Here is a 24,908-nt window from a genome sequence, read left to right as displayed (position 1 = left end):
CTCTGGGAACATACCGTTTACTGACGGTTCGCTACCCGAGAGATCAACTATGCCCCAGGCCGCTCAGATGTCTTCCGAACCTGCTTTAGCTATGGGTTCGTTAGTGCAGCAGTCCCCGGAAGTGGCGAGCAGGCAAGGGCTCGAACAGGCCTTCGCATTGTTCAGCCAGATGTCGACTCAGCTGACCGACTCCTACGGCCTGCTGGAAGCACGGGTCACTGAGCTCAAGGGCGAGCTGGCCGTGGTCAGCGACCAGCGCATGCAGGAGCTGGCGGAGAAAGAACGCCTGGCGAACCGCCTGCAGAACCTGCTGGACCTGCTGCCCGGCGGCGTCATTGTCATCGACGGCACCGGTCGGGTCCGCGAGGCCAATCCTGCCGCGCTGGATCTGCTGGGCGAGCCATTGATCGGCATGCTCTGGCGCCACGTCATCGCCCGCTGCTTTGCGCCACGCGAAGATGACGGCCACGAAATCTCCCTGAAGGACGGCCGCCGTCTGTCCATTGCCACTCGTTCCCTGGACGCCGAGCCGGGCCAACTGGTGTTGCTCAACGACCTGACCGAAACCCGCCATCTGCAAAGTCAGCTGGCGCGTCATGAGCGTTTGTCGTCCCTGGGCCGCATGGTCGCGTCCCTGGCCCATCAGATCCGCACGCCGCTCTCGGCAGCGATGATCTACGCCAGCCACCTGGCCGAACAGGCCTTGAACGTCGAAACCCAGCAGCGCTTCGCCGGACGTCTTAAAGAGCGTTTGCACGAGCTCGAGCATCAGGTCCGCGACATGCTGGTGTTTGCCCGTGGCGAGTTGCCACTGACTGACCGGGTGACGCCGGCCGCGCTGGTGGCCGCCCTCGAATCCGCCGCCCAGACCCATGTGCGTGACGTGGCCGTGCGCTGGCAGTGCGACAGCCCGTTGGGTGAGCTGCTGTGCAACCGCGACATGCTGGTCGGCGCGCTGCTCAACCTCATTGAAAACGCGGTCCAGGCCAGTGCCGGCCAGAGTAACGGGCGGCGCCGCATCAAGATTCATGCGTATAACCGCGGCAACACGTTGCGGTTGTGTGTGAGCGACAGTGGCAGCGGCATCGAGCCAGCGGCGCTGGCCCGCATCGGCGAGCCTTTCTTCACCACCAAAACCACGGGCACCGGCCTCGGTCTGGCCGTTGTCACCGCCGTGGCGCGGGCCCATCAGGGGCGTCTGGAATTCCGCTCGCGTCCGGGCCGTGGCACTTGCGCGATCGTGTCGTTGCCCCTCGTGCCTGGGGCGGCTGCGTTGACCAGCTCTTCAGGTGAGCGCTCATGACGATCAAGGTGCTGCTGGTTGAGGACGACCCTTCTCTGCGTGAAGCACTGGGCGAAACCCTTGCCCTCGCTGGCCATGCCTATGAAGCGGTCGGGTCGGCGGAAGAGGCGTTGATAGTCGCTGCCAATTCGTCGTTCAGCCTGGTGGTCAGCGACGTCAATATGCCCGGCATGGACGGCCATCAATTGCTGGGCCAGTTGCGCAGTCGCTACCCGCAGTTGCCGGTGCTGCTGATGACCGCCCACGGCACGGTCGACCGCGCGGTGGAGGCGATGCGTCAGGGCGCGGCCGATTATCTGGTTAAACCTTTCGAGCCGAAGGCCCTGTTGGCACTGGTTGCCCGTCATGCGTTGGGTCGGCTCGGGCCGGCCGATGGCGAGGGGCCGATTGCGGTCGAGCCCGCCAGCGTGCAGTTGCTGAGCCTGGCCAGTCGCGTGGCGAAAAGTGATTCGACGGTATTGATATCAGGCGAGTCCGGCACCGGTAAAGAAGTGCTGGCGCGTTTCATTCATCAGCAATCGCCCCGCGCCGACAAACCGTTCATCGCAATCAATTGCGCGGCGATCCCGGACAACATGCTCGAAGCCACGCTGTTCGGCCACGAGAAGGGTTCCTTCACCGGGGCCATTGCCTCCCAGCCTGGCAAGTTCGAACAGGCTGAAGGCGGCACCCTTCTGCTGGACGAGATTTCCGAAATGCCCATGGGCCTGCAGGCCAAGCTGTTGCGTGTGCTGCAGGAGCGGGAAGTGGAGCGGGTCGGCGCGCGCAAGCCCATCGCCCTGGACATCCGCGTAGTGGCGACGACCAATCGCGACCTGGCCGGTGAAGTGGCGGCAGGGCGTTTCCGCGAGGACCTGTTTTATCGGCTGTCGGTGTTCCCGCTCGCGTGGCAATCCTTGCGTCAGCGTCCCGCCGACATTCTGCCGCTGGCCGAGCGTCTGCTGGCCAAGCACGTCAATAAAATGAAGCACGGGCCGGTGCGGCTGTCGGCCGAGGCGCAGAAGTGCCTGATCAGCTACGCCTGGCCGGGCAATGTCCGAGAGCTGGACAACGCGGTGCAGCGGGCGTTGATTCTGCAACAGGGCGGCGTGATTCAGGCCGAGGACTTCTGTCTTGCCGGGCCGGTGACATTCGCCGCCGCGCCGGTGCCTCAGGTGCCCACAGTCGCAACCGGCGCCATGGAAGCGTCGCCCGAGACCGCCGGCGGGGAAGGGGCCGGCGCCCTCGGTGAAGACCTGCGTCGCCGGGAGTTCCAGATGATCATCGACACCCTGCGGGCCGAGCGCGGCCGCCGCAAAGAGGCCGCCGAACGCCTGGGTATCAGCCCGCGTACGTTGCGCTACAAGCTGGCGCAGATGCGCGACGCGGGCATGGATGTCGAAGGGTTTCTGTTTGCATCCTGAGCAGGCACGCCTGTCGGTGAAATGGATGCCTGCCTGATTGGAGCTGACGACAGATATCCGACAACCCGCTGATCTTTCAGTCAGTGTGATGCCGTCTTCGTGAGCAAGCTCACTGCCACAGGGACTGCGTCTGATAGGGCGTCGCGCGGTGTCAATGCGTGAAGCGCCTCTGCGTTTATGTGTCCGTTCAAATACCCATCCGAAGACTTTCATCAAACGTGGCACATTGCCGCTATTGGTCTGGCACCCTTGTTGCTAATGCTTAGGTAACCGCTGAATCCGTGTCAAAAATTTGCGGCCCTTTTGAGAGAAACGTCATGACCCAAGGTGTTGAATTTAATCGCTTGATGTTGGACATGCGCTCCATGCAGATGGATGCCATGGCTCAGCCAAAGGCAATCGCAGCGCCAGAACAGGCGGGTGCGAGCAGTTTTGCTGACATGCTCGGCATGGCGGTGAACAAGGTAAACGACACCCAGCAGGCGTCGAATCAGTTGTCGACCGCTTTCGAAATGGGCAAGAGCGGCGTAGACCTCACCGACGTGATGATCTCATCGCAGAAAGCCAGCGTTTCGTTTCAAGCGCTGACCCAGGTACGCAACAAGCTGGTTCAGGCGTACCAAGACATCATGCAAATGCCGGTTTGAGGACGATTTAAGTCATGGCCGAAGCCGTCGTCGATAACGTACCCGCCAAAACGGGTACGCCAGGAAGCAAGCCGCCGATGTTCGGGCTGGCCTTCCTGCAAAATCTCTCCGAGATGACCATGCTGCGTCAGGTCGGCCTCATGGTCGGTCTGGCTGCCAGCGTGGCGATTGGTTTCGCCGTGGTGCTTTGGTCGCAACAGCCCGATTACAAGCCGCTCTATGGCAGCCTGTCGGGCGTTGATACCAAGCAGGTGATGGACACGCTGGCCCAGGCCGACATTCCCTACACCGTTGAGCCGAACTCCGGCGCGCTGCTGGTAAAGTCTGAGGACCTGTCCCGCGCCCGCATCAAGCTGGCCGGTGCCGGTATTGCGCAGACCGACGGCAACGTTGGCTTCGAAATCCTCGACAAGGATCAAGGCCTGGGCACCAGTCAGTTCATGGAGGCCACTCGTTATCGTCGTGGCCTGGAAGGCGAACTCGCGCGGACGATCTCCAGCCTCAATAACGTCAAGGGCGCTCGCGTTCACCTGGCGATTCCGAAGAGCTCGGTGTTTGTGCGTGACGATCGCAAGCCCAGCGCTTCCATTCTGGTTGAGCTGTATGCCGGTCGTTCGCTGGAGCCGGGTCAGGTGCTGGCCATCATGAACCTGGTCGCTACCAGTGTTCCTGAGCTGAACAAGTCGCAGATTTCCGTCGTCGATCAGAAGGGCAACCTGCTGTCCGATCAGGCCGAGAATTCCGAGCTGTCCATGGCTGGCAAGCAATTTGATTACACCCGCCGCATGGAAAGCATGCTGACCCAACGTGTGCAGAACATCCTGCAGCCCGTGCTGGGCAATGACCGCTACAAGGCCGAAGTGTCGGCAGACGTTGATTTCAGCGCTGTTGAATCCACCGCCGAAAGCTTCAACCCGGACACGCCTGCTCTGCGCAGCGAGCAGACGGTCAACGAACAACGCTCCAGCGGCAGCGGCCCGCAAGGTGTACCCGGTGCGCTGAGTAACCAGCCGCCAGGCCCGGCAACTGCGCCACAGAACGCCGCCGCGGGTGCTGCCGGTGCCGCAGGCGCCATCGCACCGGGCCAACCGCTGCTGGACGCCAACGGTCAACAGATCATGGACCCGGCGACCGGTCAGCCGATGCTGGCGCCGTACCCGGCCGACAAGCGTAACCAGTCGACCAAGAACTTCGAGCTCGACCGTTCCATCAGCCACACCAAGCAGCAGCAGGGCAAGGTTAATCGCCTGTCGGTTGCGGTGGTGGTCGATGATCAAGTCAAAGTCAACCCGGCCAACGGCGAAACGACGATGGTCCCGTGGACCGCTGATCAACTGGCGCGCTTCACCCGTCTGGTGCAGGACGCCGTCGGCTTCGATGCCAGCCGTGGCGACAGCGTCAGCGTGATCAACGTGCCGTTCTCCACCGATCGCGGCGAAGTGATCCCGGACATTCCGTTCTACTCGCAGCCGTGGTTCTGGGACATCGTCAAACAGGCCATGGGCGTGCTCTTTATCCTGGTACTGGTGTTTGGTGTACTGCGTCCGGTGTTGAAGGGCATCACCAATCCCCAAGGCAAGGCCGGCGACAGCGACTCCGAGCTGGGCGGCATGATCGGGATGGACGGTGAATTGGCAAACGACCGCGTCAGTCTGGGCGGTCCGCAAAGTATTCTGTTGCCGAGCCCTACCGAGGGCTATGACGCACAGCTCAACGCAATCAAGAGCCTTGTGGCCGAGGACCCGGCGCGGGTAGCCCAGGTCGTCAAAGAGTGGATCAACGCTGATGAGTGATAGAGCTGCTGCAGTCAAACTGACCCGCGTGGATAAAGCCGCGATTCTGCTCCTCACCCTGGGTGAGACGGACGCCGCTCAGGTATTGCGCCACATGGGCCCCAAAGAGGTTCAGCGGGTGGGCGTGGCCATGGCGCAGATGCGCAACGTGCACCGCGAGCAGGTCGAGCAGGTGATGAGCGAGTTCGTCGACGTGGTCGGCGATCAGACCGGCGTCGGCATCGGCTCGGACGGCTACATCCGCAAGATGCTCACCCAGGCACTGGGCGAGGACAAGGCCAACGGCCTGATCGACCGGATTCTGCTGGGCGGCAACACCAGCGGTCTCGACAGCCTGAAGTGGATGGAACCGCGCGCGGTGGCCGACGTCATCCGTTTCGAGCACCCGCAGATCCAGGCCATCGTCGTCGCTTACCTGGACGCCGATCAGGCCGGCGAAGTGCTGAGCCATTTCGACCACAAGGTGCGCCTGGACATCATCCTGCGCGTGTCGTCATTGAACACCGTACAGCCGGCGGCGCTGAAAGAATTGAACCAGATTCTCGAGAAGCAGTTCTCGGGCAACGCCAACACGTCGCGTACTACCCTGGGTGGTATCAAGCGTGCGGCGGATATCATGAACTTCCTCGACAGCTCGATCGAAGGCCAGCTCATGGACTCGATCCGCGAAGTGGACGAAGACCTGTCGACGCAGATCGAAGACCTCATGTTTGTCTTCAACAACCTGTCCGATGTCGACGACCGTGGTATCCAGGCCTTGCTGCGCGAAGTCTCCTCCGACGTGCTGGTACTGGCACTGAAGGGCTCGGACGACGCCATCAAAGAGAAGATTTTCAAGAACATGTCCAAACGTGCCGCCGAGCTGCTGCGCGACGACCTGGAAGCCAAAGGCCCGGTTCGCGTCAGCGATGTCGAAGGCGCCCAGAAGGAAATTCTCACCATTGCCCGTCGTATGGCGGAGGCCGGGGAGATCGTTCTTGGCGGCAAAGGTGGCGAGGAAATGATTTAAGCGTAGGTGCCGTTGATGTCCAGCTCCGATAAAGCAGCACCCAGTGAGCTCATCCGGGCACAGGATTTGCGCGGGATTGACGTCTGGGCCTTGCCCAGCTTTGACCCGCACGTGGAAGTGCCCGAGCCGGAACCGGTGGTCGAGGAGGCCGAGCTCGCCGAGAGCGAAGAAGTGCCGCTGGAAGAAGTCCAGCCCATGACCCTGGAAGAGTTGGAAAGCATCCGTCAGGACGCCTACAACGAGGGGTTTGCCATCGGTGAAAAAGAGGGTTTCCACAGCACTCAGCTCAAAGTTCGTCAGGAAGCGGAAGTGGCGCTGGCGGCCAAGCTCGACAGCATGGAAGTCCTGATGGGGCATCTGTTCGAGCCGATCGCCGACCAGGACGCGCAGATCGAGAAATCGATGGTGTCACTGGTCGAACATGTGGTTCGCCAGGTCATCCAGCGCGAATTGAAAACCGACTCCAGCCAGATCGGCACGGTGCTGCGCGAAGCCTTGCGGCTGCTGCCGATGGGCGCGGCCAACGTGCGCATTCTGGTCAACCCGCAGGACTTCGCGCTGGTCAAAGCCATGCGTGAGCGTCACGAGGAAACCTGGCGCATTCTCGAGGACGAAACGCTGCAGCCGGGTGGTTGCCGGGTCGAGAGCGAGCACAGCCGCATCGACGCCACCGTCGAGGCGCGGATCAGTCAGGCCCTTGGCAAAATGTTCGATCAGTTGCACGAGCAGGCCCTGCATCCGGCGCCGGCCGATGTGACCATCGAACTGGAAGAGGCGCTTCAGAGCGCCGAGAAAACCACTTACCCGCTGGGTGCTGTCGATGCGCCTTGAACGCACCAGTTTCGCCAAACGCCTGAGCACCTATCCCGACGCTATCTCGTTGCCGGCGCAGCCGATTGTCGAAGGACGGCTACTGCGCATGGTCGGCCTGACCCTCGAAGCCGAGGGCCTGCGCGCGGCCATGGGCAGCCGTTGCATGGTGATCAACGACGGCAGTCATCACCCGGTCGAGGTTGAAGCCGAGGTCATGGGTTTCTCCGGCGGCAAGGTGTTCCTGATGCCGGTCGGCAGCGTCTCCGGCATCGCGCCGGGCGCCCGGGTCGTGCCACTCCCGGACACCGGCCGCCTGCCGATGGGCATGACCATGCTCGGCCGCGTTCTCGACGGCGCCGGTCGCCCCCTCGACGGCAAGGGCGGCATGAAAGCCGAAGACTGGGTGCCGATGGACGGCCCGACCATCAACCCCCTCAAACGCAACCCGATCAGCCAGCCGCTGGACGTGGGTATTCGTTGCATCAACGGTTTATTGACGGTCGGGCGCGGTCAGCGTCTGGGCCTGTTTGCCGGTACCGGCGTCGGCAAGAGCGTCCTGCTGGGGATGATGACCCGCTTCACCGAGGCCGACATCATTGTCGTCGGGCTGATCGGCGAACGGGGCCGCGAGGTGAAGGAATTCATCGAGCACAGCCTGGGCGAGGAGGGCCTCAAGCGTTCGGTCGTCGTGGCCTCTCCGGCGGACGACGCGCCGTTGATGCGGCTGCGCGCCGCGATGTATTGCACGCGCATCGCCGAGTATTTTCGCGACAAGGGCAAGAACGTCCTGTTGCTGATGGATTCGCTGACGCGTTTCGCCCAGGCTCAGCGGGAAATCGCCCTGGCCATCGGCGAGCCGCCGGCGACCAAGGGTTATCCGCCGTCCGTGTTCGCCAAGCTGCCCAAACTGGTGGAGCGCGCCGGTAATGCCGAGGCGGGCGGTGGCTCGATCACGGCGTTCTACACGGTTTTGTCCGAAGGCGACGACCAGCAGGACCCGATTGCCGACTCGGCCCGGGGCGTGCTCGACGGCCACATCGTGCTGTCGCGGCGACTGGCGGAAGAGGGTCATTATCCGGCCATCGACATCGAAGCGTCGATCAGCCGGGTGATGCCGTCCGTGGTCGATCCGCAGCACATGGTTCAGGCCCAGTATTTCAAACAGTTGTGGTCGCGGTACCAGCAGAGCCGTGATCTGATCAGCGTCGGCGCGTACGTGGCCGGCGGCGATCGCGAGACTGACCTGGCGATTTCGCTGCAGCCGCAGTTGGTCAAGTATCTGCGCCAGGGCTTGCAGGAGAACGAGAGCATGCAGAGCAGCGAGGAGCAGTTGGCGAAGATTTTCAATCCTCAGGCCGGCGGTTAACCGATTATGGCAGTCAGTCGCGCAGCCCGTCTGGCGCCGGTGGTCGAGATGGCCGAGAAGGTCGAGAAGGCCGCGGTGCAGCGCCTGGGGCATTTTCAGGGGCAGGTGCGGCTGGCGGAAACCAAGTTGGGTGAGCTGGATAAGTTTCGGTCGGATTATCAGCAGCAGTGGATCGACAAGGGTGCCCATGGGGTGTCGGGTCAGTGGCTGATGAATTATCAACGCTTTCTCAATCAGTTGGAGACGGCGGTGGCGCAGCAGCGTCAGAGTCTGGCGTGGCATCAGAATAATCTGAACAAGGCGCGCGATGAGTGGCAGAAGGCCTATGCGCGGGTGGAGGGACTGCGCAAGCTGGTGCAGCGGTATATCGATGAGGCGCGTGCGCTGGAAGATAAACGCGAGCAGAAACTGCTGGATGAGTTGGTTCAGCGGTTGCCCCGGACAGAGCAATTTTAAGAGCTTGAGATCAAGATCAAGATCCTTAAGATCAAGAGCGTCTGCCTAAGGGCAGACGTTTCGCCTTCGGCGAGTTACTTGGAAAAGCACCCCAAGTAACCAAGGGTGCCTGCTCCTGGTTTGGCCCGACTTCGTCGGGTTCCCTCGCTCCGGTCTTGCTCCGTGGGCCCGCGCCGAACGGACATCCATGTCCTGACGGCGCTCTCGCCGCATCCATGCGGCTCGGCCCACTGCGCAAAACCTGCGCTCGGCCTGCACCCAAGTCGCGTTCTGAGGTGTCTGGACCTTTTGCGTTTGAAGAGCAAAAGCAAAGGCAAAGGCAACGAAAATGGTGATGACGACTACATAGTGGGACCGGCTTTAGCCGGGAAGGCGTGGGAAGGAACACTGCAAAACTGATGGCGACCAAACCGGCCTCTTCCCGGCTGAAGCCGGTCCCACTAAGGCATCGCATGCATCCCGTGGATTGGTTGTGGCTCTGACCGTAGGACTGGCTTTAGCCGGGAAGCTTTTGATCTTGATCTGCTTTTGATCTTCGTACGCAAAAAGCCCAAACACCGCCAATCGCGACTTGGGTGCAGGCCGAACGCAGACGACGCGCAGTGGGCCGAGCGGCATGGATGCCGCGAGAGCGCCGTCAGGACATGGATGTCCGTTCGGCGCGGGCCCACGGAGCGTCGTCGGAGTGAGGGTATTCCGACGAAGGAGGAACCCAACCAGGAGCAAGCACCCTTGGTTACTTGGGGTGCTTTTCCAAGTAACTCGCCGAAGGCGAAAAATCTGCCGTTAGGCAGATGCTCTTGATCCTGAAAGCCAAGTAAAAGCTAACCATTTGCCATGCCTCACAAGGGCTGCTAAAACTCAAGCGTCTGGCGCTGTTTCATACAAGGAATTTGCCAATGTCAGTAACCTCCGAACGCTCCGCCGATGGCCAAGAACTGACCATCACCATCAAGGGACGCTTCGACTTTTCGACGCACCAGGATTTTCGCGGCGCCTACGAAAAAGAAAACCAGGCCAAACGCTATACGGTTGACCTGAACGGCACGACGTACCTCGACAGTTCAGCGCTCGGTATGCTCCTCCTGCTGCGCGACCATGCCGGCGGCGAGAGAGCCGAAGTCCAGTTGGTCAACTGCAACGCCGACGTCCACAAAATCCTCAGCATCTCCAATTTCTCCAAACTCTTCAAAATCGCCTGATGATGCCATCTGCCTCCGATCGCCTGACGGTGCTCATCGCCGATGACAACGTCAGCGACCGCATGCTCCTGTCCGCCATCGTCAGCCGGCAGGGCCATGACGTTCTGACCGCCAGCGACGGCGCCGAAGCCGTCGGGCTGTTCGACCGGCGGCGGCCGCAACTGGTGCTGATGGACGCCATGATGCCGGTCATGGACGGCTTCGAAGCCGCGCGCCAGATTAAGACCCTCGCCGGTGACGCGCTCGTGCCGATCATCTTCCTGACGTCGCTGACCGAAGGCGAAGACCTCGCCCGTTGCCTCGACGCCGGAGGAGACGACTTCATTGCCAAGCCCTATAACCAAGTGGTGCTGGCCGCCAAGATCAACGCCATGAACCGCCTGCGCGTGCTGCAGGAAACCGTCCTGCACCAACGCGACCTGATCACTCGCCACCATAAATACCTGCTCAACGAGCAACGTGTGGCCAAGGCTGTGTTCGACCAGATCGCCCACTCCGGGTGCCTGAGTTCGCGCAACATCCGTTACCTGCAATCGCCCTACGCGCTGTTCAACGGCGACCTGCTACTGGCCGCGTGGTCGCCATCCGGCAACATGCACTTGCTGCTGGGGGACTTCACCGGCCACGGTTTGCCGGCAGCGGTGGGGGCGATGCCGCTGGCCGAAGTGTTCTACGGCATGACGGCAAAGGGATACGGCTTGCCCGAAACCCTGCGAGAAATGAATGCCAAACTCAAACGCATCCTCCCGGTGGACATGTTCTGCTGCGCGGCGCTGCTGTGCCTGAACTTCAAGCAGCAACTGGTCGAGGTCTGGAACGGCGGCCTGCCGGATGGTTACCTGCTGCATGGTGACGGCCGGCCGCATACGCCGCTGATTTCGTCAAACGTGCCCCTCGGTGTGCTGAGCGCCGGCAGCTTTGACGACAATACCCAGGTGTATCCCTTCGGGCCGGGGGACCGGGTGTTTCTGCTGTCCGACGGCGTGGTTGACAGTACCGGCCAGGACGGCGAACTGTTCGGCGCCCGACGCCTGCAGAACGTGCTGGTGAGCAACCGCAACCCGGCGTTGCTGATCGAAGAAGTGCAGTGGGCCCTGGCGCGGTTTCGCGGGCAGGCGCGGGACGATGTGAGCATGGTCGAAGTGGCCTTCACCGAGCCTGACTTGCTCGGCCCACCCTCGGTCATTTATACCGACAGCGGCGATTCCAGTCCGCTGGATTGGTCCGCTTCGTTCGAGTACCGTGCGGCAACACTCAAGCGCTTCAACCCGCTGCCGTATCTGCTGCAGCTGCTGCAAGAAGTGCACGGCTTGCGCATGCAGAGCAGCGAGCTGTATATCGTGCTCTCGGAGCTGTACAGCAATGCGCTGGAACATGGCGTGCTCGGGCTGGACTCGGCGTTGAAACGCGATGCCGAAGGTTTTGGGCGTTACTACCAGCAACGCGCCGAACGCCTCGATCGTCTCCAGGACGGCTTCATTCGCATTGATTTCCAGATCGTCCCGAATGGCGAGGGCGGTTGCCTGACGGTGCGAGTGCAGGACAGTGGTGCGGGTTTTGATTCCGATCGCGTGCTGGCGCTGCCGCCTGCGGTCACCCAGTTGTCCGGGCGCGGCCTTGCGCTGGTCCGGCAACTCAGCGATCGTTGTCAGTGGACCGATGATGGCCGGACGGCCAGCGTGGAATTTGTCTGGGAGGGTCTGGCATAATCCGCGCGTCTTGATCAAGGAGTGAACAAGTGTCGAATAACCCTGTGGACTTCAACGTGCTCAGCACGCTGCGTGACGTGATGGAAGCTGAATACCCGGCGCTGCTGAAGGTGTTCATTTCCGATTCCACCCTTCGCGTCAACGACATGACCCTGCTGCTGCGCGACCCTTCCTTCACGACGTCCGCCACGGCATCTTTGCAACGCCTTGGCCTGATGGCCCACAGCTTCAAAGGCAGCACCGGCAACATGGGCGCTACACATTTGTCCGAGCTGTGTCTGCAACTTGAAGAGCAGGGGCGCGGGATGGTGGAAGCGGATGACGCGCAGATCCGTTCGTTGGTGTCCCAGATCAGGGACGAGTTTTTCGTGGTCCGGGCGATTTTCGAACGTGAGCTTGAACGCTGCCATGCCAACCACTGAGTTGGCTCCCTGGCTGGGCTCCAGGCCCGACGCCCTGGCCTGCCCGTTGGTCTGAAGCGCGCCCTCAATCCAGCCGCGCCCAGCACTTGGCCCGCCATTTGCTTTGTCTCTCTGTAATTGTGCTCTTGCGGAGATTCACATGGCCCTCGCCACCAACCCCTTATTGACGGCTTTGACAGCGGCCAAAGCCCAGAAAGCCGGGAACAACGCCCCGGCAAAGGCGCCGGACCCCGTCAAGCACAACACTTCCAGCTTCTCCGACGTGTTCGCCAGGCAGGCGCCGTCCAAGTCCCACAGCGCGGATAATCCGGCGCCGAAGCCGGCAAGCGCCAAGAGTTCGGCAGCCGACGACAAGCCCGCCGCCAGCCATACGTCTGCCGCCGCCGACAAGACCGTTGCCGATAACGGCAATGGTTTGCCTGCCAAAGCGGTGAACGGCAAGGCCGATGACGACGCGGGCACGGGCCAGGGTCAGGCTGACGACAAGAATGACGGCACTGACGATGCGCACGACCCGGCGCTGGCCGACTCGCCGCCGGTAGACCCTGTAGCGGACCCGATATTGGCGGTCACCTCGCCTGTGCAAGAGCCCGTGGCTGTGGAACCCGCGGTTGATCCGACGCTGCTCGCGGGCACGCTGCCGTTGCCGGTGATCCCGCCGCCGGCTGTGCAGGCGCCAACGGATGCAACCGACGTTGCAGATGACGGTTTCGATCCTTCCGCGGATCCGCTGGAAGGCTTGACCGCCGTGCAAGTCGCCCTGGAAAACAAGGCGCAGCAGACAGCGCAGAACAACGGCGTGCATGGCGACGGCAAAGACGGCAAGGGTGGCGCCAAGCAGGACCCGAACGCCGATCCTTCGCAGTTGCTGGCCAATAACCTGGCGGCGCTGGGCGACCAGGCTGTGGACAAGAGCACGACCGAAGGCGGCGGCGACAAAGCGTTCAGCGGCCTGCTGGCTGACGGCCTGAAAGACGTGAAAGGTGCCGCCAGCGATACGCGCATGGACAACTTTGCCGATCGTCTGGCTGCGTTGTCACAGGCCGCTCAAGCAAAAAACACCTCGGCTCCGGCCGCGCCGCTGCTCAATCAGCCGCTGGCGATGAATCAGGGAGGGTGGACAGAAGGCGTGGTCAACCGCGTGATGTACCTGTCGAGCCAGAACCTCAAGCAGGCGGATATCCAGCTGGAGCCCGCTGAACTGGGCCGTCTGGACATTCGCGTCAATATGGCGGCGGACCAGCAGACCCAGGTCACGTTCATGAGCGCCCACGTCGGCGTGCGTGAAGCGCTGGAAAGCCAGATGGCGCGCCTGCGTGAGTCCTTCGTTCAGCAGGGCATGGGCCAGGTCGACGTCAACGTCTCCGACCAGTCCCGCGGCTGGCAGCAACAGGCACAACAGCAGTCGGGCGGCGACGGCCAACGCAGCGGCGGCAGCAACGCTGCCAATGGTGTCGGCGGCAGCGACCTCATCGCCGACGGCGCTCCGGTGGACGCCGCCTCGGCCGCCGCCCATGCGCCGCTGACCGTCGTGGGTTCCAGCGCGGTCGACTATTACGCCTGAAAACGCCTGGGCGTTTTCAGTAGCGGCAAGTGGATAGCTGCAAGCGGCAAGTAAAAGCAGGATCAAGAGCGGCAAGTGTGTGGGAGACCCAGGTTTCTCAGGCCTTGCCGCTTTTTGCTTTTACTTGCAGCTGGCCTCTTGCAGCTTGCGGCTGCCGTTCTGGCACAACCCTTGCTCTTCCTCTGTCACGCAACACCGAACCCTTTGGATAGTGACGGATTATTGGCATGGCGAAGAGCGACGACGCAGCAGTGGCGGACCCCGCAAAAAAGGGCAAGTTGAAAGTCATCATCCTTATTGTGGTGGGGCTTCTGCTGGCCATTGGTGTGTCGGTAGGCGCGACCTGGTTCATCATGCACAAGGCCGAGAGCAAGCCGGACCCGGCTGCCGTGGCGGAAGCGGCGAATGCCAAAAAAGAGGCGATCTTCGAACCGCTGACGCCGCCGTTCGTCGTCAATTACAACGTCAATGGCCGTCAGCGCTACATGCAGGTCAGCATCACGTTGCTCGCCCGTGACAAGGCTGATCTTGAGGCGTTGAAAGCGCACATGCCGGTCATCCGTAATAACCTGGTAATGATGTTCTCCGGTCAGCCATTCGATACCATCGCAACGCCGGTGGGCATGGAAATGCTGCGCCAGAAGGCGGCAGCCGTGGTCCAGGAAGTGGGCCAGAAAGAGCTGAGCAAGAGCGTGATCGAACAGGTACTTTTCACTAACTACGTACTGCAGTAGGACCACGACATGGCCGTGCAAGACCTGCTGTCCCAGGATGAGATCGACGCGCTGCTGCATGGCGTCGACGACGGTCTGGTGCAGACCGATAGCGTTGCCGACCCCGGCAGCGTAAAAAGTTATGACCTGACCAGTCAGGATCGCATCGTCCGCGGACGCATGCCGACCCTGGAAATGATCAACGAGCGTTTCGCCCGTTACACCCGCATCAGCATGTTCAACTTGCTGCGCCGCTCGGCCGACGTGGCCGTGGGTGGCGTGCAAGTGATGAAGTTCGGCGAATACGTGCACTCGCTGTACGTGCCGACCAGTCTCAACCTGGTCAAGATCAAGCCCCTGCGCGGCACCGCGCTGTTCATTCTTGACGCCAAGCTGGTGTTCAAGCTGGTGGACAACTTCTTCGGCGGCGACGGCCGTCATGCCAAGATTGAAGGACGGGAATTCACCCCGACCGAGCTGCGCGTGGTGCGCATCGTGCTGGATCAGGCCTTCATTGATTTGAAGGAAGCCTGGCAGGCGATCATGGAAGTCAATTTCGAGTACATCAACTCGGAAGTGAACCCGGCCATGGCCAACATCGTCGGCCCGAGCGAAGCGATCGTGGTGTCCACCTTCCATATCGAACTGGATGGCGGCGGCGGCGATCTTCACGTGACCATGCCGTATTCGATGATCGAGCCGGTGCGCGAAATGCTCGACGCCGGTTTCCAGTCGGATGTCGACGATCAGGACGAGCGCTGGGTCAATGCCCTCAAGCAGGACGTGCTCGATGTGTCGGTGCCGTTGCGCGTCGCAGTCGCCACGCGCCAGCTCAAGCTGCGCGACATCCTGCACATGCAGCCGGGTGACGTGATCCCGGTCGAGCTGCCGGAACACCTGGTCATGCGCGCCAACGGCGTGCCGTCCTTCAAGGTCAAACTGGGTTCGCACAAGGGCAATCTGGCCCTGCAAGTGGTCGAACCCATAGAACGCCGCTGACGCTCCGTCGTCGGCAAACCGAATGTGCTGCGTAAACGAATCAGAGTTCCCCGAGGACAACCATGGCTAATGACAACGAAATGACTTCCGCAGACGACCAGGCGCTGGCCGATGAATGGGCGGCGGCACTGGGTGAATCCGGGGACGGGCAAGCGGACATCGACGCGCTGCTGGCCGCCGACGCGGGCAACGCCGCCAATCGCATGACAATGGAAGAGTTTGGCGGCGTGGCGAAAAGCAACGGCGCGGTCACTCTGGACGGCCCGAACCTGGACGTGATTCTGGATATCCCGGTGTCGATTTCCATGGAAGTGGGCAGCACTGACATCAACATTCGCAACCTGCTGCAGCTCAACCAGGGCTCGGTGATCGAGCTGGACCGTCTGGCTGGCGAGCCGCTGGACGTTTTGGTCAACGGCACCCTGATCGCCCACGGCGAAGTGGTGGTGGTGAACGAAAAGTTCGGCATCCGTCTGACCGACGTGATCAGCCCGAGCGAACGTATCAAGAAGCTGCGTTAAGTGCGCCGCGTGATCAGAACCCTGGCGAGCTTGCTGCTGCTGGCAGTGTCCTGGGCGGTGATGGCGGCCGATCCGGCGATGCCTGCCACGCCAGGCGCAACCACGGCGACGGCGGCTGCCAACACGGCGCCTGCCGTCGCCGCGCCGGTGGCGGGCGCGGTGAATGGCGGGATGGCCGGCCAGTTGCTGCAACTGGTGCTCGGCCTGCTGCTGGTGATCGGGCTGATCTTCGTCCTGGCCTGGCTGATGCGCCGGGTGCAGCGCGCGGGGCCGGCTGGCAATCAGGTCATCAAGCTGGTGGGCTCTCGCGCTTTGGGGACTCGCGATCGGCTGGTGCTGGTGCAGGTCGGCAACGAACAGGTGTTGCTTGGCGTCTCGCCCGGCAGCATCACCGCGCTGCACGTCATGAACGAGCCGGTCGAGGTTCCAGACGCGCAAAACGCGCAGCCGGAATTCGCCAGGCGCCTGCTTGAAGCGCTGGGCAACAAGGGCGCGCCGGGGCAACGCACAGGCCTGAATATTTTCGGTGCGGCAGGGAAGAAGACAGGTACGCCAGGCAAGACGGGTTTGACAGAGACTCCGGATCAGAAGGACACGAACTGATGCGCATTGTTTTGACGCTGCTGCTGTTGCTTGCAGCGCCGCTGGCGTTCGGCGCCGATCCGTTGTCGATCCCCGCGATCACGCTGGGCACCGGCGCCAACGGTCAACAGGAATACTCGGTCAGCCTGCAGATCCTGCTGATCATGACGGCGCTGAGCTTCATCCCGGCGTTCGTCATGCTGATGACCAGTTTCACGCGGATCATCATTGTCTTCTCGATCCTGCGTCAGGCCCTAGGCCTGCAACAGACGCCGTCCAACCAGATTCTCACCGGCATGGCGCTGTTCCTGACCCTGTTCATCATGGCGCCGGTGTTCGACCGGGTGAATAACGATGCCTTGCAGCCCTACCTGGCGGAAAAACTCACCGCCCAGGACGCCGTGGCCAAGGCCGAAGTGCCGATCAAGGATTTCATGCTGGCGCAGACCCGCTCCAGCGACCTTGAACTGTTCATGCGCCTGTCCAAGCGCACCGACATCGCGACCCCTGATGCGGCGCCGCTGACGATTCTGGTGCCGGCGTTCGTCACCTCCGAACTGAAAACAGCGTTCCAGATCGGCTTCATGATTTTCATCCCGTTCCTGATCATCGATCTGGTGGTGGCGAGCATCCTGATGGCCATGGGCATGATGATGCTGTCACCGCTGATCATCTCTTTGCCGTTCAAAATCATGCTGTTCGTGCTGGTGGATGGCTGGGCGCTGATCATCGGCACCCTGGCCGGCAGTTTTGGTGGCGTATGAATTCGTCTGATGTGGAGTGCGCAGCATGACCCCGGAAGTAGCCGTCGACCTGTTTCGCGAAGCGCTGTGGCTGACCACGACCATGGTTGCCATTCTGGTCGTACCGAGTTTGATCGTCGGCCTGATCGTCTCGATGTTCCAGGCCGCGACGCAGATCAACGAACAGACCCTGAGCTTCCTGCCACGCCTGCTGGTCATGCTGGTCACGCTGATCGTGGTCGGCCCGTGGATGGTGCGCACCTTCATGGAGTACATCACCAATCTGTACACCAGCATTCCTCAAGTGATCGGCTGACCCCGCGATGGATCCTGTGCTGGCGTTGACCGATACCCAGATCAGCACCTGGGTGGCGGCGTTCATGCTGCCGCTGTTCCGCATCGGCGCGCTGCTGATGACCATGCCGATCATTGGAACCACGCTGGTGCCCAAGCGGGTGCGGCTGTATTTCGCGCTGGCGATCACGGTCGTCGTCGCGCCGAGCCTGCCACCCATGCCCGCCGTGCAGGCGCTGGACCTCAGCGGGCTGCTGCTGATCGCGCAGCAGATCCTCATCGGCGCCGGAATGGGCCTGTCGTTGCAGTTGTTTTTCCAGGCGTTCGTGATCGCCGGGCAGATCATCGGCATCCAGATGGGCATGGGCTTCGCGTCCATGGTCGACCCGGTCAACGGGGTGTCGGTGGCGACCATCGGGCAGTTCCTGACCATGCTCGTGACCCTGCTGTTCCTGGCCATGAACGCACACTTGCTGGTCTTCGAGATCCTCATCGAGAGCTTCACCACCTTGCCGGTGGGGCAGGGCATCAGTGCGACGGACATCTGGGTGCTGGTGATGCGTCTGGGCTGGGTGCTCGGCGCGGCACTGCTGTTGGTGCTGCCGGCCATCGCTGCGCTGCTGGTGGTGAACATCGCCATGGGCGTGATGACCCGCGCGGCACCGCAGCTGAACATCTTCTCGATCGGTTTTCCGCTGACGCTGGTGCTGGGCATGGTGATTCTGTGGATCACCCTCGGCGACATTCTCAACCAATATCAACCGCTGGCGGTCGACGCCTTGCAGTTGCTCAGAGACCTGGTCAAGGCGCGCTGACATGGCCGAAAGCGAGAGTGGTCAGGACAAGACAGAAGACCCCACGGACAAACGCAAACGCGACGCCAGGGAGAAGGGCGAGATTGCCCGCTCCAAGGAGCTCAACACGGTTGTCGTGATGATCGTGGGTGCTGCGGGATTGCTGGCGTTTGGCGGCTCCATGGCGGAAATGATGATGCAGTTGATGCGCGACAATTTCACCATCACCCGCGAGGCGATTCTCGACGAGCGCAGCATGGCGATCATGTTGATGGCGTCGGGCAAGGCGGCGTTGTTGTCGGTCCAGCCGATCCTGCTGGCGTTGACGGTCGCGGCGTTCGTCGGTCCCATCTCCCTCGGCGGCTGGTTGTTTGCCGCCGGCTCCCTGGCGCCCAAGTTCAGCCGCATGAACCCGGCTGCCGGCATCAAGCGGATGTTCTCGCCCAAGGCGCTGATTGAGCTGCTGAAGTCGTTTGCGAAGTTTCTGATTGTGCTGGCGGTGGCGCTGGTGGTGCTGATGAAGGATCAGGCCGACCTGGTTGCCATCTCTAAGGAGCCGCTGGAGATGGCGGTGGTGCACAGTTTGCAGTTGGTGGGCTGGAGCACGCTGTGGATGGCGATGGGCCTTTTGATCATCGCGGCAATCGATGTGCCGGTGCAGTTGTGGGAGTCTCACAAGAAGCTGCTGATGACCAAGCAGGAGGTGCGCGATGAGCACAAGGACAGTGAAGGGCGGCCGGAGGTCAAGCAGCGGATTCGTCAGTTGCAGCGGGATATGTCGCAGCGGCGGATGATGGCGGCGATTCCGGAGGCCGATGTGATTATCACGAACCCGACGCATTATGCGGTGGCGTTGAAGTATGACGCGGAGCGGGGCGGTGCGCCGATTCTGTTGGCCAAGGGCAGTGATTTCATGGCGTTGAAGATTCGGGAGATTGCGGCGCAGCATGAGATTCTGTTGTTGCAGTCGCCGGCGCTGGCGCGGTCGATTTATTACAGTACGGAGTTGGATCAGGAGATTCCGGCGGGGTTGTATCTGGCGGTGGCGCAGGTGTTGGCGTATGTGTATCAGATTCGGCAGTATCAGGCGGGGCGTGGCAAGCGGCCTGATCCGCTCAGGGATAATCTGCCGATTCCGCCGGATTTGAGGCGGGATTCGTAGGGCTTCTTCAGGATCTTCTAGATCAAAAGCGTCTGCCTGGGGGCAGACTGTTTCGCCTTCGGCGAGTTACTTGATAAAGCCCCAAGTAACCAAGGGCTTGTGCTCCTGGTTGGGCCCCTCCTGCGTCGGGGTTCCTTCACTCCGGTCTCGCTCCGTGGGCCCGCGCCGAACGGACATCCATGTCCTGACGGCGCTCTCGCCGCATCCATGCGGCTCGGCCCACTGCGCGAGACCTGCGTTCAGCCTGCACCCAAGTCGCGATTGGGGGTTACTCAACCTTTTGCGTACGAAGATCAAAAGCAGATCAAGTGCAAGATCAAGTGCAAGATCAAAGGCTTCCCGGCTAAAGCCAGTCCTACGGGTGCGCGCGGTCTGTTAGTGGGACCGGCTTTAGCCGGGAAGAGGCCTGTTCAAGCGCTGACGTTTTTTGCTCATGCCTGATCGTTCCCATGCTCCGCGTGGGCATGCATCCCATGACGCTCCGCGTCGTCTCGCACTTCACTTCGATTATTTTTTCAATCCGCTGCATCCAGTTCGTTCTCCCCTGGGTAGTACAGGTAGTAGCGATGGCTGCTGACCTGTTTATCTAATGGAGTGATGGCATGAACGCTAAAACATTACTGGGCTCGTTCGGTGTTTCGTTGGCAGCCACTTGCCTGTTGGTCACGGCGCCGGCGGCTTATGCGCAGATGGCGTTGCCTGATGCGGTGAAGGTGCCGGACGGTCACAAGATAGCAATGGAGGCAGTGGGCGTCGGCGAGATCACCTATGAGTGCCGCGACAAGCCAAACGCCGCCGGCCAGACCGAATGGACGTTCGTCGGCCCGAAAGCGGTGTTGAATGATCGCAGCGGCAAGCAGGTTGGCACGTACTTCGGGCCGCCGGCGACGTGGCAGGCTGCTGACGGTTCGAAGATCACCGGCACCCAGCTCGCTGTCGCGCCTGCCGGGACGGGCGATATTCCTTATCAGTTGGTCAAAGCCAACCCTGCGGAAGGCAAGGGCGCGATGAGCAATGTCAGTTACATCCAACGCGTGGCGACCAAAGGCGGCATAGCGCCAAAGATGGAGTGCTCGATGGCGACCAAGGGTAAGCAGGAAATTGTGAAATACCAGGCGGACTATATTTTCTGGGCCGCCAAGTAGACCAACGTCCCACGTCCTGCCGCGTCGCTGACGCACAAAGTCATCTACGCTGCACCGACGCAACCCCGGCCTTTGGGTCGGGGTATTTCTTTTCGTTGGCGGTTGAACATTTTGTCCTTACCTGAAGACTGTTTTGACTACGAAGCCTGTCTGGCCGCCTGTGCCAAGGGCGAGCGACGGGCCTTGCACGACCTCTACACCCAGGAAAGCGCACGCCTGCTCGGCGTCGCCAGGCGGATCTCCCGCAGTGACGCGCTGGCAGAGGACATCGTGCATGACGCCTTCATTAAAATCTGGACCCGCGCGGGTAGTTTCGACTCGGAGCGAGGCTCTGCCCGTGGCTGGATTTTCAGCGTGACACGGCACCTGGCGCTGAACTTCATGCGGGATAACGCGAACACCCTTCAGGTCAGCGAGCAGAGCGAAAACGCACTGCTGGCCGAGGCTGCACTGGTGTCCGCAACCCAAGCCGACACCTTCGAATACAGTGCCCGCTCGGGACGTATTTTCGGGTGCCTTGAACAGCTGGAACCGGCGCGGCGCAACTGCATTCTTCATGCGTACGTCGACGGCTACTCGCACTCGGAAATAGCGCAGAAAGTCGGCGCGCCGCTGGGCACCGTAAAGGCCTGGATCAGACGCAGTCTGGTGGCATTGCGGGAGTGCATGGGATGACAGGCTATCCGTCAAAAGACAGCGCCGACGAACTGGACGCACTGGCCAGCGAGTACGTGTTGGGCACACTGCCGGCCGAGCAACGCCTCGATGTCCAACACCGCCTCGGCACGGACGCCGCTTTGCGCGCAGCGGTGGACGCATGGGAAGGGCGCCTGTTGGCCTTGACCGAGCTCGCCAAACCGCAGACGCCAAGCCCGCAGCTGTGGGATCGCATTGCGCGCAGCGTCAGCAGCCATGACCGCCGATCTCCTGTACAGGCGCCGGCCGTGAAGTCGCGTTCATGGTGGGATCTGCTGCCGTTGTGGCGCGGGCTGGCCGGCGCAGGACTCGTCGCGACGCTGCTGCTGGGCTCGATGCTCCTGACCCGAACCGCCCCGGTGAACCCCACAACTTACCTCGTGGTACTGGTCGCCCCACAAAACCAGGCCCCCGGCTGGGTGATCCAGGCCAATAACCCGGAAGAAATCCAGCTGATACCCCTGGGCGCCACCCCAGTCCCCGCCGACAAAGCCCTCCAGTTCTGGACCAAGGCCGACGGCTGGCAGGGGCCCGTGTCCCTTGGCCTGGTCAAACCTGGCCAGACCCTCTCCATCCCCGTAAACCAACTGCCCCCGCTGCAACCCAACCAACTCTTCGAACTCACCCTCGAAAACCCCAACGGCTCTCCGACCGGCAAGCCCACCGGCCCGATTCAATTCATAGGGCGGGCTGTGAAAGTGATCTGAACCGGCTGGACGCGGAGCGTCGGGGGCGGCATTCCCACGCAGAGCGTGGGAACGATCTCAGGCCGGTGCGCGACGCCAGATTTGTGTTGTCGCACCTGACGCCTTCCCGGCTAAAGCCGGTCCCACTAAAACCAGCGCGTGCATTCAGTGAAATGGGTGGTGGTCACACAGGCCTCTTCCCGGCTGAAGCGGGTCCCACAAAAAGCAGCGCGTGCATTCAGTGAAATGGGTGCTGGTCACACTGGCCTCTTCCCGGCTAAAGCCGGTCCTACCAAGCGTAAGCGCGCTTTTGATCTTCATGCACAAAAGGTCCAGACACCACAAATCGCGACTTGGGTGCAGGCCGAACGCAGACGATGCGCAGTGGGCCGAGCCGCAGGGATGCGGCGAGAGCGCCGTCAGGACATGGATGTCCGTTCGGCGCGCGCCCACGGAGCGTCGTCGGAGTGAGGGAATCCCGACGGAGGATGGACCTAGCCAGGAGCAGGCACCCTTGGCTGCTCTTTAAAACCAAGAGGGGGGTGCTTTTCCAAGTAACTCGCCGAAGGCGAAACCGAGGCCGTTAGGCCGACGCTTGTGATTTTGGCGTACTCAGCCACGACCCAGATCTCAAATCTAAATACTGGCACTCTGATATTTTCAACCCACTCCCAAATGTTGGACCCCTTCTTGCAATAACCCCGATACAACGCTTCGGCGTCAAAAGATTGATTTAACGCGCAGGTGCCCATCGGTGGAACGCTCACAACTCATCTCCCACGCCAGAACCGGATTGATCGGCCTGGGCCGTGGACAACTTGGCGTCCCGCTACTGCTCCTCGTCATGCTCGCCATGATGATGCTGCCCATGCCGCCGTTTCTGCTGGACGTCTTCTTCACCTTCAACATCGCCCTGTCCATCGTCGTCCTGCTCGTCTGTATCTACGCCCTGCGGCCCCTCGACTTCTCCGTATTCCCGACCATCCTCCTCGTCGCCACCCTGCTGCGACTGGCCCTCAACGTCGCCTCCACTCGCGTCGTCATGCTCCACGGCCAGGACGGCCACGCCGCCGCCGGTAAAGTCATCCAGGCGTTCGGTGAAGTCGTCATTGGCGGCAACTACGTCGTCGGTATCGTCGTCTTCGCCATCCTCATGATCATCAACTTCGTCGTCGTCACCAAAGGTGCCGGCCGCATCTCCGAAGTGAGCGCACGCTTCACCCTCGACGCCATGCCCGGCAAACAGATGGCCATCGACGCCGACCTCAACGCCGGCCTCATCGACCAGCCCGAAGCCAAACGCCGTCGTCTCGAAGTTGCCCAAGAAGCCGAGTTCTACGGCTCCATGGACGGTGCCAGCAAATTCGTCCGCGGTGACGCCATCGCCGGCCTGCTGATCCTCTTCATCAACCTTATTGGCGGCATGCTGGTGGGCATCTTCCAGCACGGCATGAGCTTTGGCGACGCCGGCAAGGTCTACGCACTCCTGACCATCGGTGACGGTTTGGTGGCGCAGTTGCCTTCCCTGCTGCTGTCCACTGCAGCCGCGATCATGGTGACCCGTGCGTCCGGTTCGGAAGAAATGGGCAAACTGGTCGGCCGCCAGATGTTTGCCTCCCACAAGGCACTCGCTGTCTCCGCCGGGATCATGATCGTCATGGGCCTGGTTCCGGGTATGCCGCACTTCTCCTTCATCAGCCTCGGGCTGGTGGCCGCTGGCGGTGCTTACCTGCTGTGGAAGAAAGAGAACCAAGTCAAGCTCGCCGCGGTGCAAGAGGTCAAGCGTCAACAAGAGCTGCTGCCGTCGCCGACCCGGGCGCAGGAATCCAAGGAACTGGGCTGGGACGACGTCACCCCGATCGACATGATCGGTCTGGAAGTGGGCTACCGCCTGATTCCGCTGGTGGACCGCAATCAGGGTGGTCAGCTGCTGGCGCGGATCAAGGGCGTGCGCAAGAAGCTCTCCCAGGAGCTGGGTTTCCTCATGCCGACCGTGCACATCCGCGACAACCTCGACCTGGCGCCCAGCGCCTATCGCCTGACCCTCATGGGCGTGACCCTGGCCGAAGCCGAGATTTACCCCGACCGCGAACTGGCCATCAACCCCGGTCAGGTATTTGGCAGCCTCAACGGCATCACTGCCAAGGACCCGGCGTTTGGTCTGGAAGCCGTCTGGATTGAAATCAGCCAGCGCGCTCAGGCGCAGTCCCTCGGTTACACCGTGGTGGACGCCAGCACGGTGGTGGCAACCCACTTGAACCAGATTCTCTACAAGCACTCTCATGAATTGATTGGCCACGAGGAAGTCCAGCAATTGATGACCCTGCTGGCCAAGGGATCGCCAAAACTGGCGGAAGAACTGGTGCCGGGCGTGCTGTCCCTGTCGGCCCTGCTGAAGGTGCTCCAGGCGCTGCTCGCCGAACAGGTGCCGGTTCGCGACATCCGCTCCATCGCTGAAGCCATCGCCAACAACGCCGCGCGTAGTCAAGATACCGCCGCGCTGGTGGCTGCGGTACGGGTCGGATTGTCCCGCGCAATCGTCCAAAGCATTGTCGGCATTGAGCCGGAGCTGCCTGTCATCACGCTTGAGCCAAGGTTGGAACAGATCTTGCTAAATAGTCTGCAGAAGGCAGGTCAGGGTCAGGAAGAAGGCGTTCTCCTCGAACCGAGCATGGCTGAGAAACTTCAGCGCTCGTTGATCGAAGCGGCGCAGCGTCAGGAGATGCAGGGGCAGCCGGTTATTTTGTTGGTCGCAGGTCCGGTTCGCGCCATGTTGTCCCGCTTTGGACGGTTGGCTGTACCGAATATGCATGTTTTGGCTTACCAGGAAATTCCTGACAATAAGCAAGTCACCATCGTAGCGACTGTCGGGCCCAACGGCTGAGG

The 24,908-nt window shown here is 61.7% G+C and carries 23 protein-coding genes and 1 pseudogene; all 24 read left to right on the top strand.

All coding sequences use genetic code 11. The features are described 5' to 3' along the window. Positions 1-49: 49 nt before the first annotated feature. Positions 50-1,303, top strand: a complete 1,254-nt coding sequence (locus FX982_RS23960; protein ID WP_172612864.1) for a sensor histidine kinase — start codon at positions 50-52, stop codon at positions 1,301-1,303. Further along, a complete protein-coding gene (locus FX982_RS23955) occupies positions 1,300-2,706 on the top strand; it encodes a sigma-54-dependent transcriptional regulator (protein ID WP_172612863.1) in 1,407 nt (468 codons plus the stop codon). Before FX982_RS23960 ends, FX982_RS23955 begins: the two co-directional genes overlap by 4 nt. A 317-nt stretch (positions 2,707-3,023) precedes the next feature. After that, on the top strand, positions 3,024-3,353 hold the full coding sequence (gene fliE, locus FX982_RS23950; RefSeq protein WP_065987290.1) for a flagellar hook-basal body complex protein FliE: 330 nt from the start codon (positions 3,024-3,026) through the stop codon (positions 3,351-3,353). Between the two features lie 14 nt (positions 3,354-3,367). Beyond that, on the top strand, positions 3,368-5,146 hold the full coding sequence (gene fliF / locus FX982_RS23945; protein WP_172612862.1) for a flagellar basal-body MS-ring/collar protein FliF: 1,779 nt from the start codon (positions 3,368-3,370) through the stop codon (positions 5,144-5,146). Beyond that, positions 5,139-6,155, top strand: a complete 1,017-nt coding sequence (gene fliG, locus FX982_RS23940) for a flagellar motor switch protein FliG (RefSeq protein WP_122534877.1) — start codon at positions 5,139-5,141, stop codon at positions 6,153-6,155. Before fliF ends, fliG begins: the two co-directional genes overlap by 8 nt. A gap of 15 nt (positions 6,156-6,170) precedes the next feature. Then, a complete protein-coding gene (fliH, locus tag FX982_RS23935) occupies positions 6,171-6,986 on the top strand; it encodes a flagellar assembly protein FliH (protein ID WP_172612861.1) in 816 nt (271 codons plus the stop codon). Next, entirely contained in the window at positions 6,976-8,334 is a 1,359-nt protein-coding gene (fliI, locus tag FX982_RS23930) for a flagellar protein export ATPase FliI (RefSeq protein ID WP_122534879.1), read from the top strand. Before fliH ends, fliI begins: the two co-directional genes overlap by 11 nt. Before the next feature lie 6 nt (positions 8,335-8,340). Further along, positions 8,341-8,790, top strand: a complete 450-nt coding sequence (gene fliJ, locus FX982_RS23925) for a flagellar export protein FliJ (RefSeq protein ID WP_122534880.1) — start codon at positions 8,341-8,343, stop codon at positions 8,788-8,790. Between the two features lie 899 nt (positions 8,791-9,689). Beyond that, on the top strand, positions 9,690-9,992 hold the full coding sequence (locus tag FX982_RS23920; RefSeq protein ID WP_172612860.1) for an STAS domain-containing protein: 303 nt from the start codon (positions 9,690-9,692) through the stop codon (positions 9,990-9,992). 2 nt (positions 9,993-9,994) lie between these two features. After that, positions 9,995-11,701 carry an ATP-binding SpoIIE family protein phosphatase gene (locus tag FX982_RS23915; RefSeq protein WP_301952924.1) on the top strand — a complete coding sequence of 569 codons (1,707 nt, stop codon included), beginning with the start codon at positions 9,995-9,997 and terminating at the stop codon, positions 11,699-11,701. Between the two features lie 29 nt (positions 11,702-11,730). Next, a complete protein-coding gene (locus FX982_RS23910) occupies positions 11,731-12,123 on the top strand; it encodes an Hpt domain-containing protein (protein ID WP_254074862.1) in 393 nt (130 codons plus the stop codon). Positions 12,124-12,262: 139 nt separating this feature from the next. Next, entirely contained in the window at positions 12,263-13,687 is a 1,425-nt protein-coding gene (locus tag FX982_RS23905) for a flagellar hook-length control protein FliK (protein ID WP_172612858.1), read from the top strand. 227 nt (positions 13,688-13,914) lie between these two features. Further along, the gene (gene fliL, locus FX982_RS23900) at positions 13,915-14,421 is read left to right on the top strand and encodes a flagellar basal body-associated protein FliL (RefSeq protein ID WP_122534884.1); all 507 of its coding nucleotides are present in this window, start codon (positions 13,915-13,917) and stop codon (positions 14,419-14,421) included. A gap of 9 nt (positions 14,422-14,430) precedes the next feature. Then, the gene (fliM, locus tag FX982_RS23895; RefSeq protein WP_074892976.1) at positions 14,431-15,399 is read left to right on the top strand and encodes a flagellar motor switch protein FliM; all 969 of its coding nucleotides are present in this window, start codon (positions 14,431-14,433) and stop codon (positions 15,397-15,399) included. A gap of 62 nt (positions 15,400-15,461) precedes the next feature. Next, positions 15,462-15,920: a flagellar motor switch protein FliN gene (fliN, locus tag FX982_RS23890; RefSeq protein WP_122534885.1), complete on the top strand. Its 459-nt coding sequence runs from the start codon at positions 15,462-15,464 to the stop codon at positions 15,918-15,920. Positions 15,921-15,998: 78 nt separating this feature from the next. Continuing rightward, positions 15,999-16,403 (top strand): annotated as a pseudogene (gene fliO / locus FX982_RS23885) (flagellar biosynthetic protein FliO); the annotation flags it as partial. A 119-nt stretch (positions 16,404-16,522) separates the two neighbouring features. Beyond that, entirely contained in the window at positions 16,523-17,266 is a 744-nt protein-coding gene (fliP, locus tag FX982_RS23880; protein WP_065987303.1) for a flagellar type III secretion system pore protein FliP, read from the top strand. A 25-nt stretch (positions 17,267-17,291) separates the two neighbouring features. Then, positions 17,292-17,561 (top strand): flagellar biosynthesis protein FliQ, encoded by a 270-nt coding sequence (gene fliQ / locus FX982_RS23875; protein ID WP_065987304.1) that lies wholly within the window; start codon positions 17,292-17,294, stop codon positions 17,559-17,561. 7 nt (positions 17,562-17,568) lie between these two features. Further along, complete coding sequence (gene fliR / locus FX982_RS23870) at positions 17,569-18,354, top strand: flagellar biosynthetic protein FliR (RefSeq protein WP_172612857.1); 786 nt, start codon at positions 17,569-17,571, stop codon at positions 18,352-18,354. Between the two features lies 1 nt (position 18,355). Further along, positions 18,356-19,495 (top strand): flagellar biosynthesis protein FlhB, encoded by a 1,140-nt coding sequence (flhB, locus tag FX982_RS23865; protein ID WP_172612856.1) that lies wholly within the window; start codon positions 18,356-18,358, stop codon positions 19,493-19,495. A 602-nt stretch (positions 19,496-20,097) separates the two neighbouring features. Further along, the gene (locus tag FX982_RS23860) at positions 20,098-20,640 is read left to right on the top strand and encodes a DUF3455 domain-containing protein (RefSeq protein ID WP_172612855.1); all 543 of its coding nucleotides are present in this window, start codon (positions 20,098-20,100) and stop codon (positions 20,638-20,640) included. A gap of 111 nt (positions 20,641-20,751) precedes the next feature. Next, positions 20,752-21,315, top strand: a complete 564-nt coding sequence (locus tag FX982_RS23855; RefSeq protein WP_172612854.1) for a sigma-70 family RNA polymerase sigma factor — start codon at positions 20,752-20,754, stop codon at positions 21,313-21,315. Next, positions 21,312-22,043, top strand: coding sequence for an anti-sigma factor (locus FX982_RS23850; protein ID WP_172612853.1), 732 nt, complete (start codon positions 21,312-21,314; stop codon positions 22,041-22,043). The genes FX982_RS23855 and FX982_RS23850 overlap by 4 nt, the downstream gene beginning before the upstream one ends. Before the next feature lie 733 nt (positions 22,044-22,776). Beyond that, positions 22,777-24,906: a flagellar biosynthesis protein FlhA gene (gene flhA, locus FX982_RS23845; RefSeq protein WP_172612852.1), complete on the top strand. Its 2,130-nt coding sequence runs from the start codon at positions 22,777-22,779 to the stop codon at positions 24,904-24,906. Positions 24,907-24,908 lie beyond the last annotated feature (2 nt).

Source organism: Pseudomonas graminis (genome assembly GCF_013201545.1).
In the GTDB taxonomy this organism is placed as follows: Bacteria; Pseudomonadota; Gammaproteobacteria; order Pseudomonadales; family Pseudomonadaceae; genus Aquipseudomonas.
This window is presented reverse-complemented; position numbering and strand designations above follow the sequence as displayed.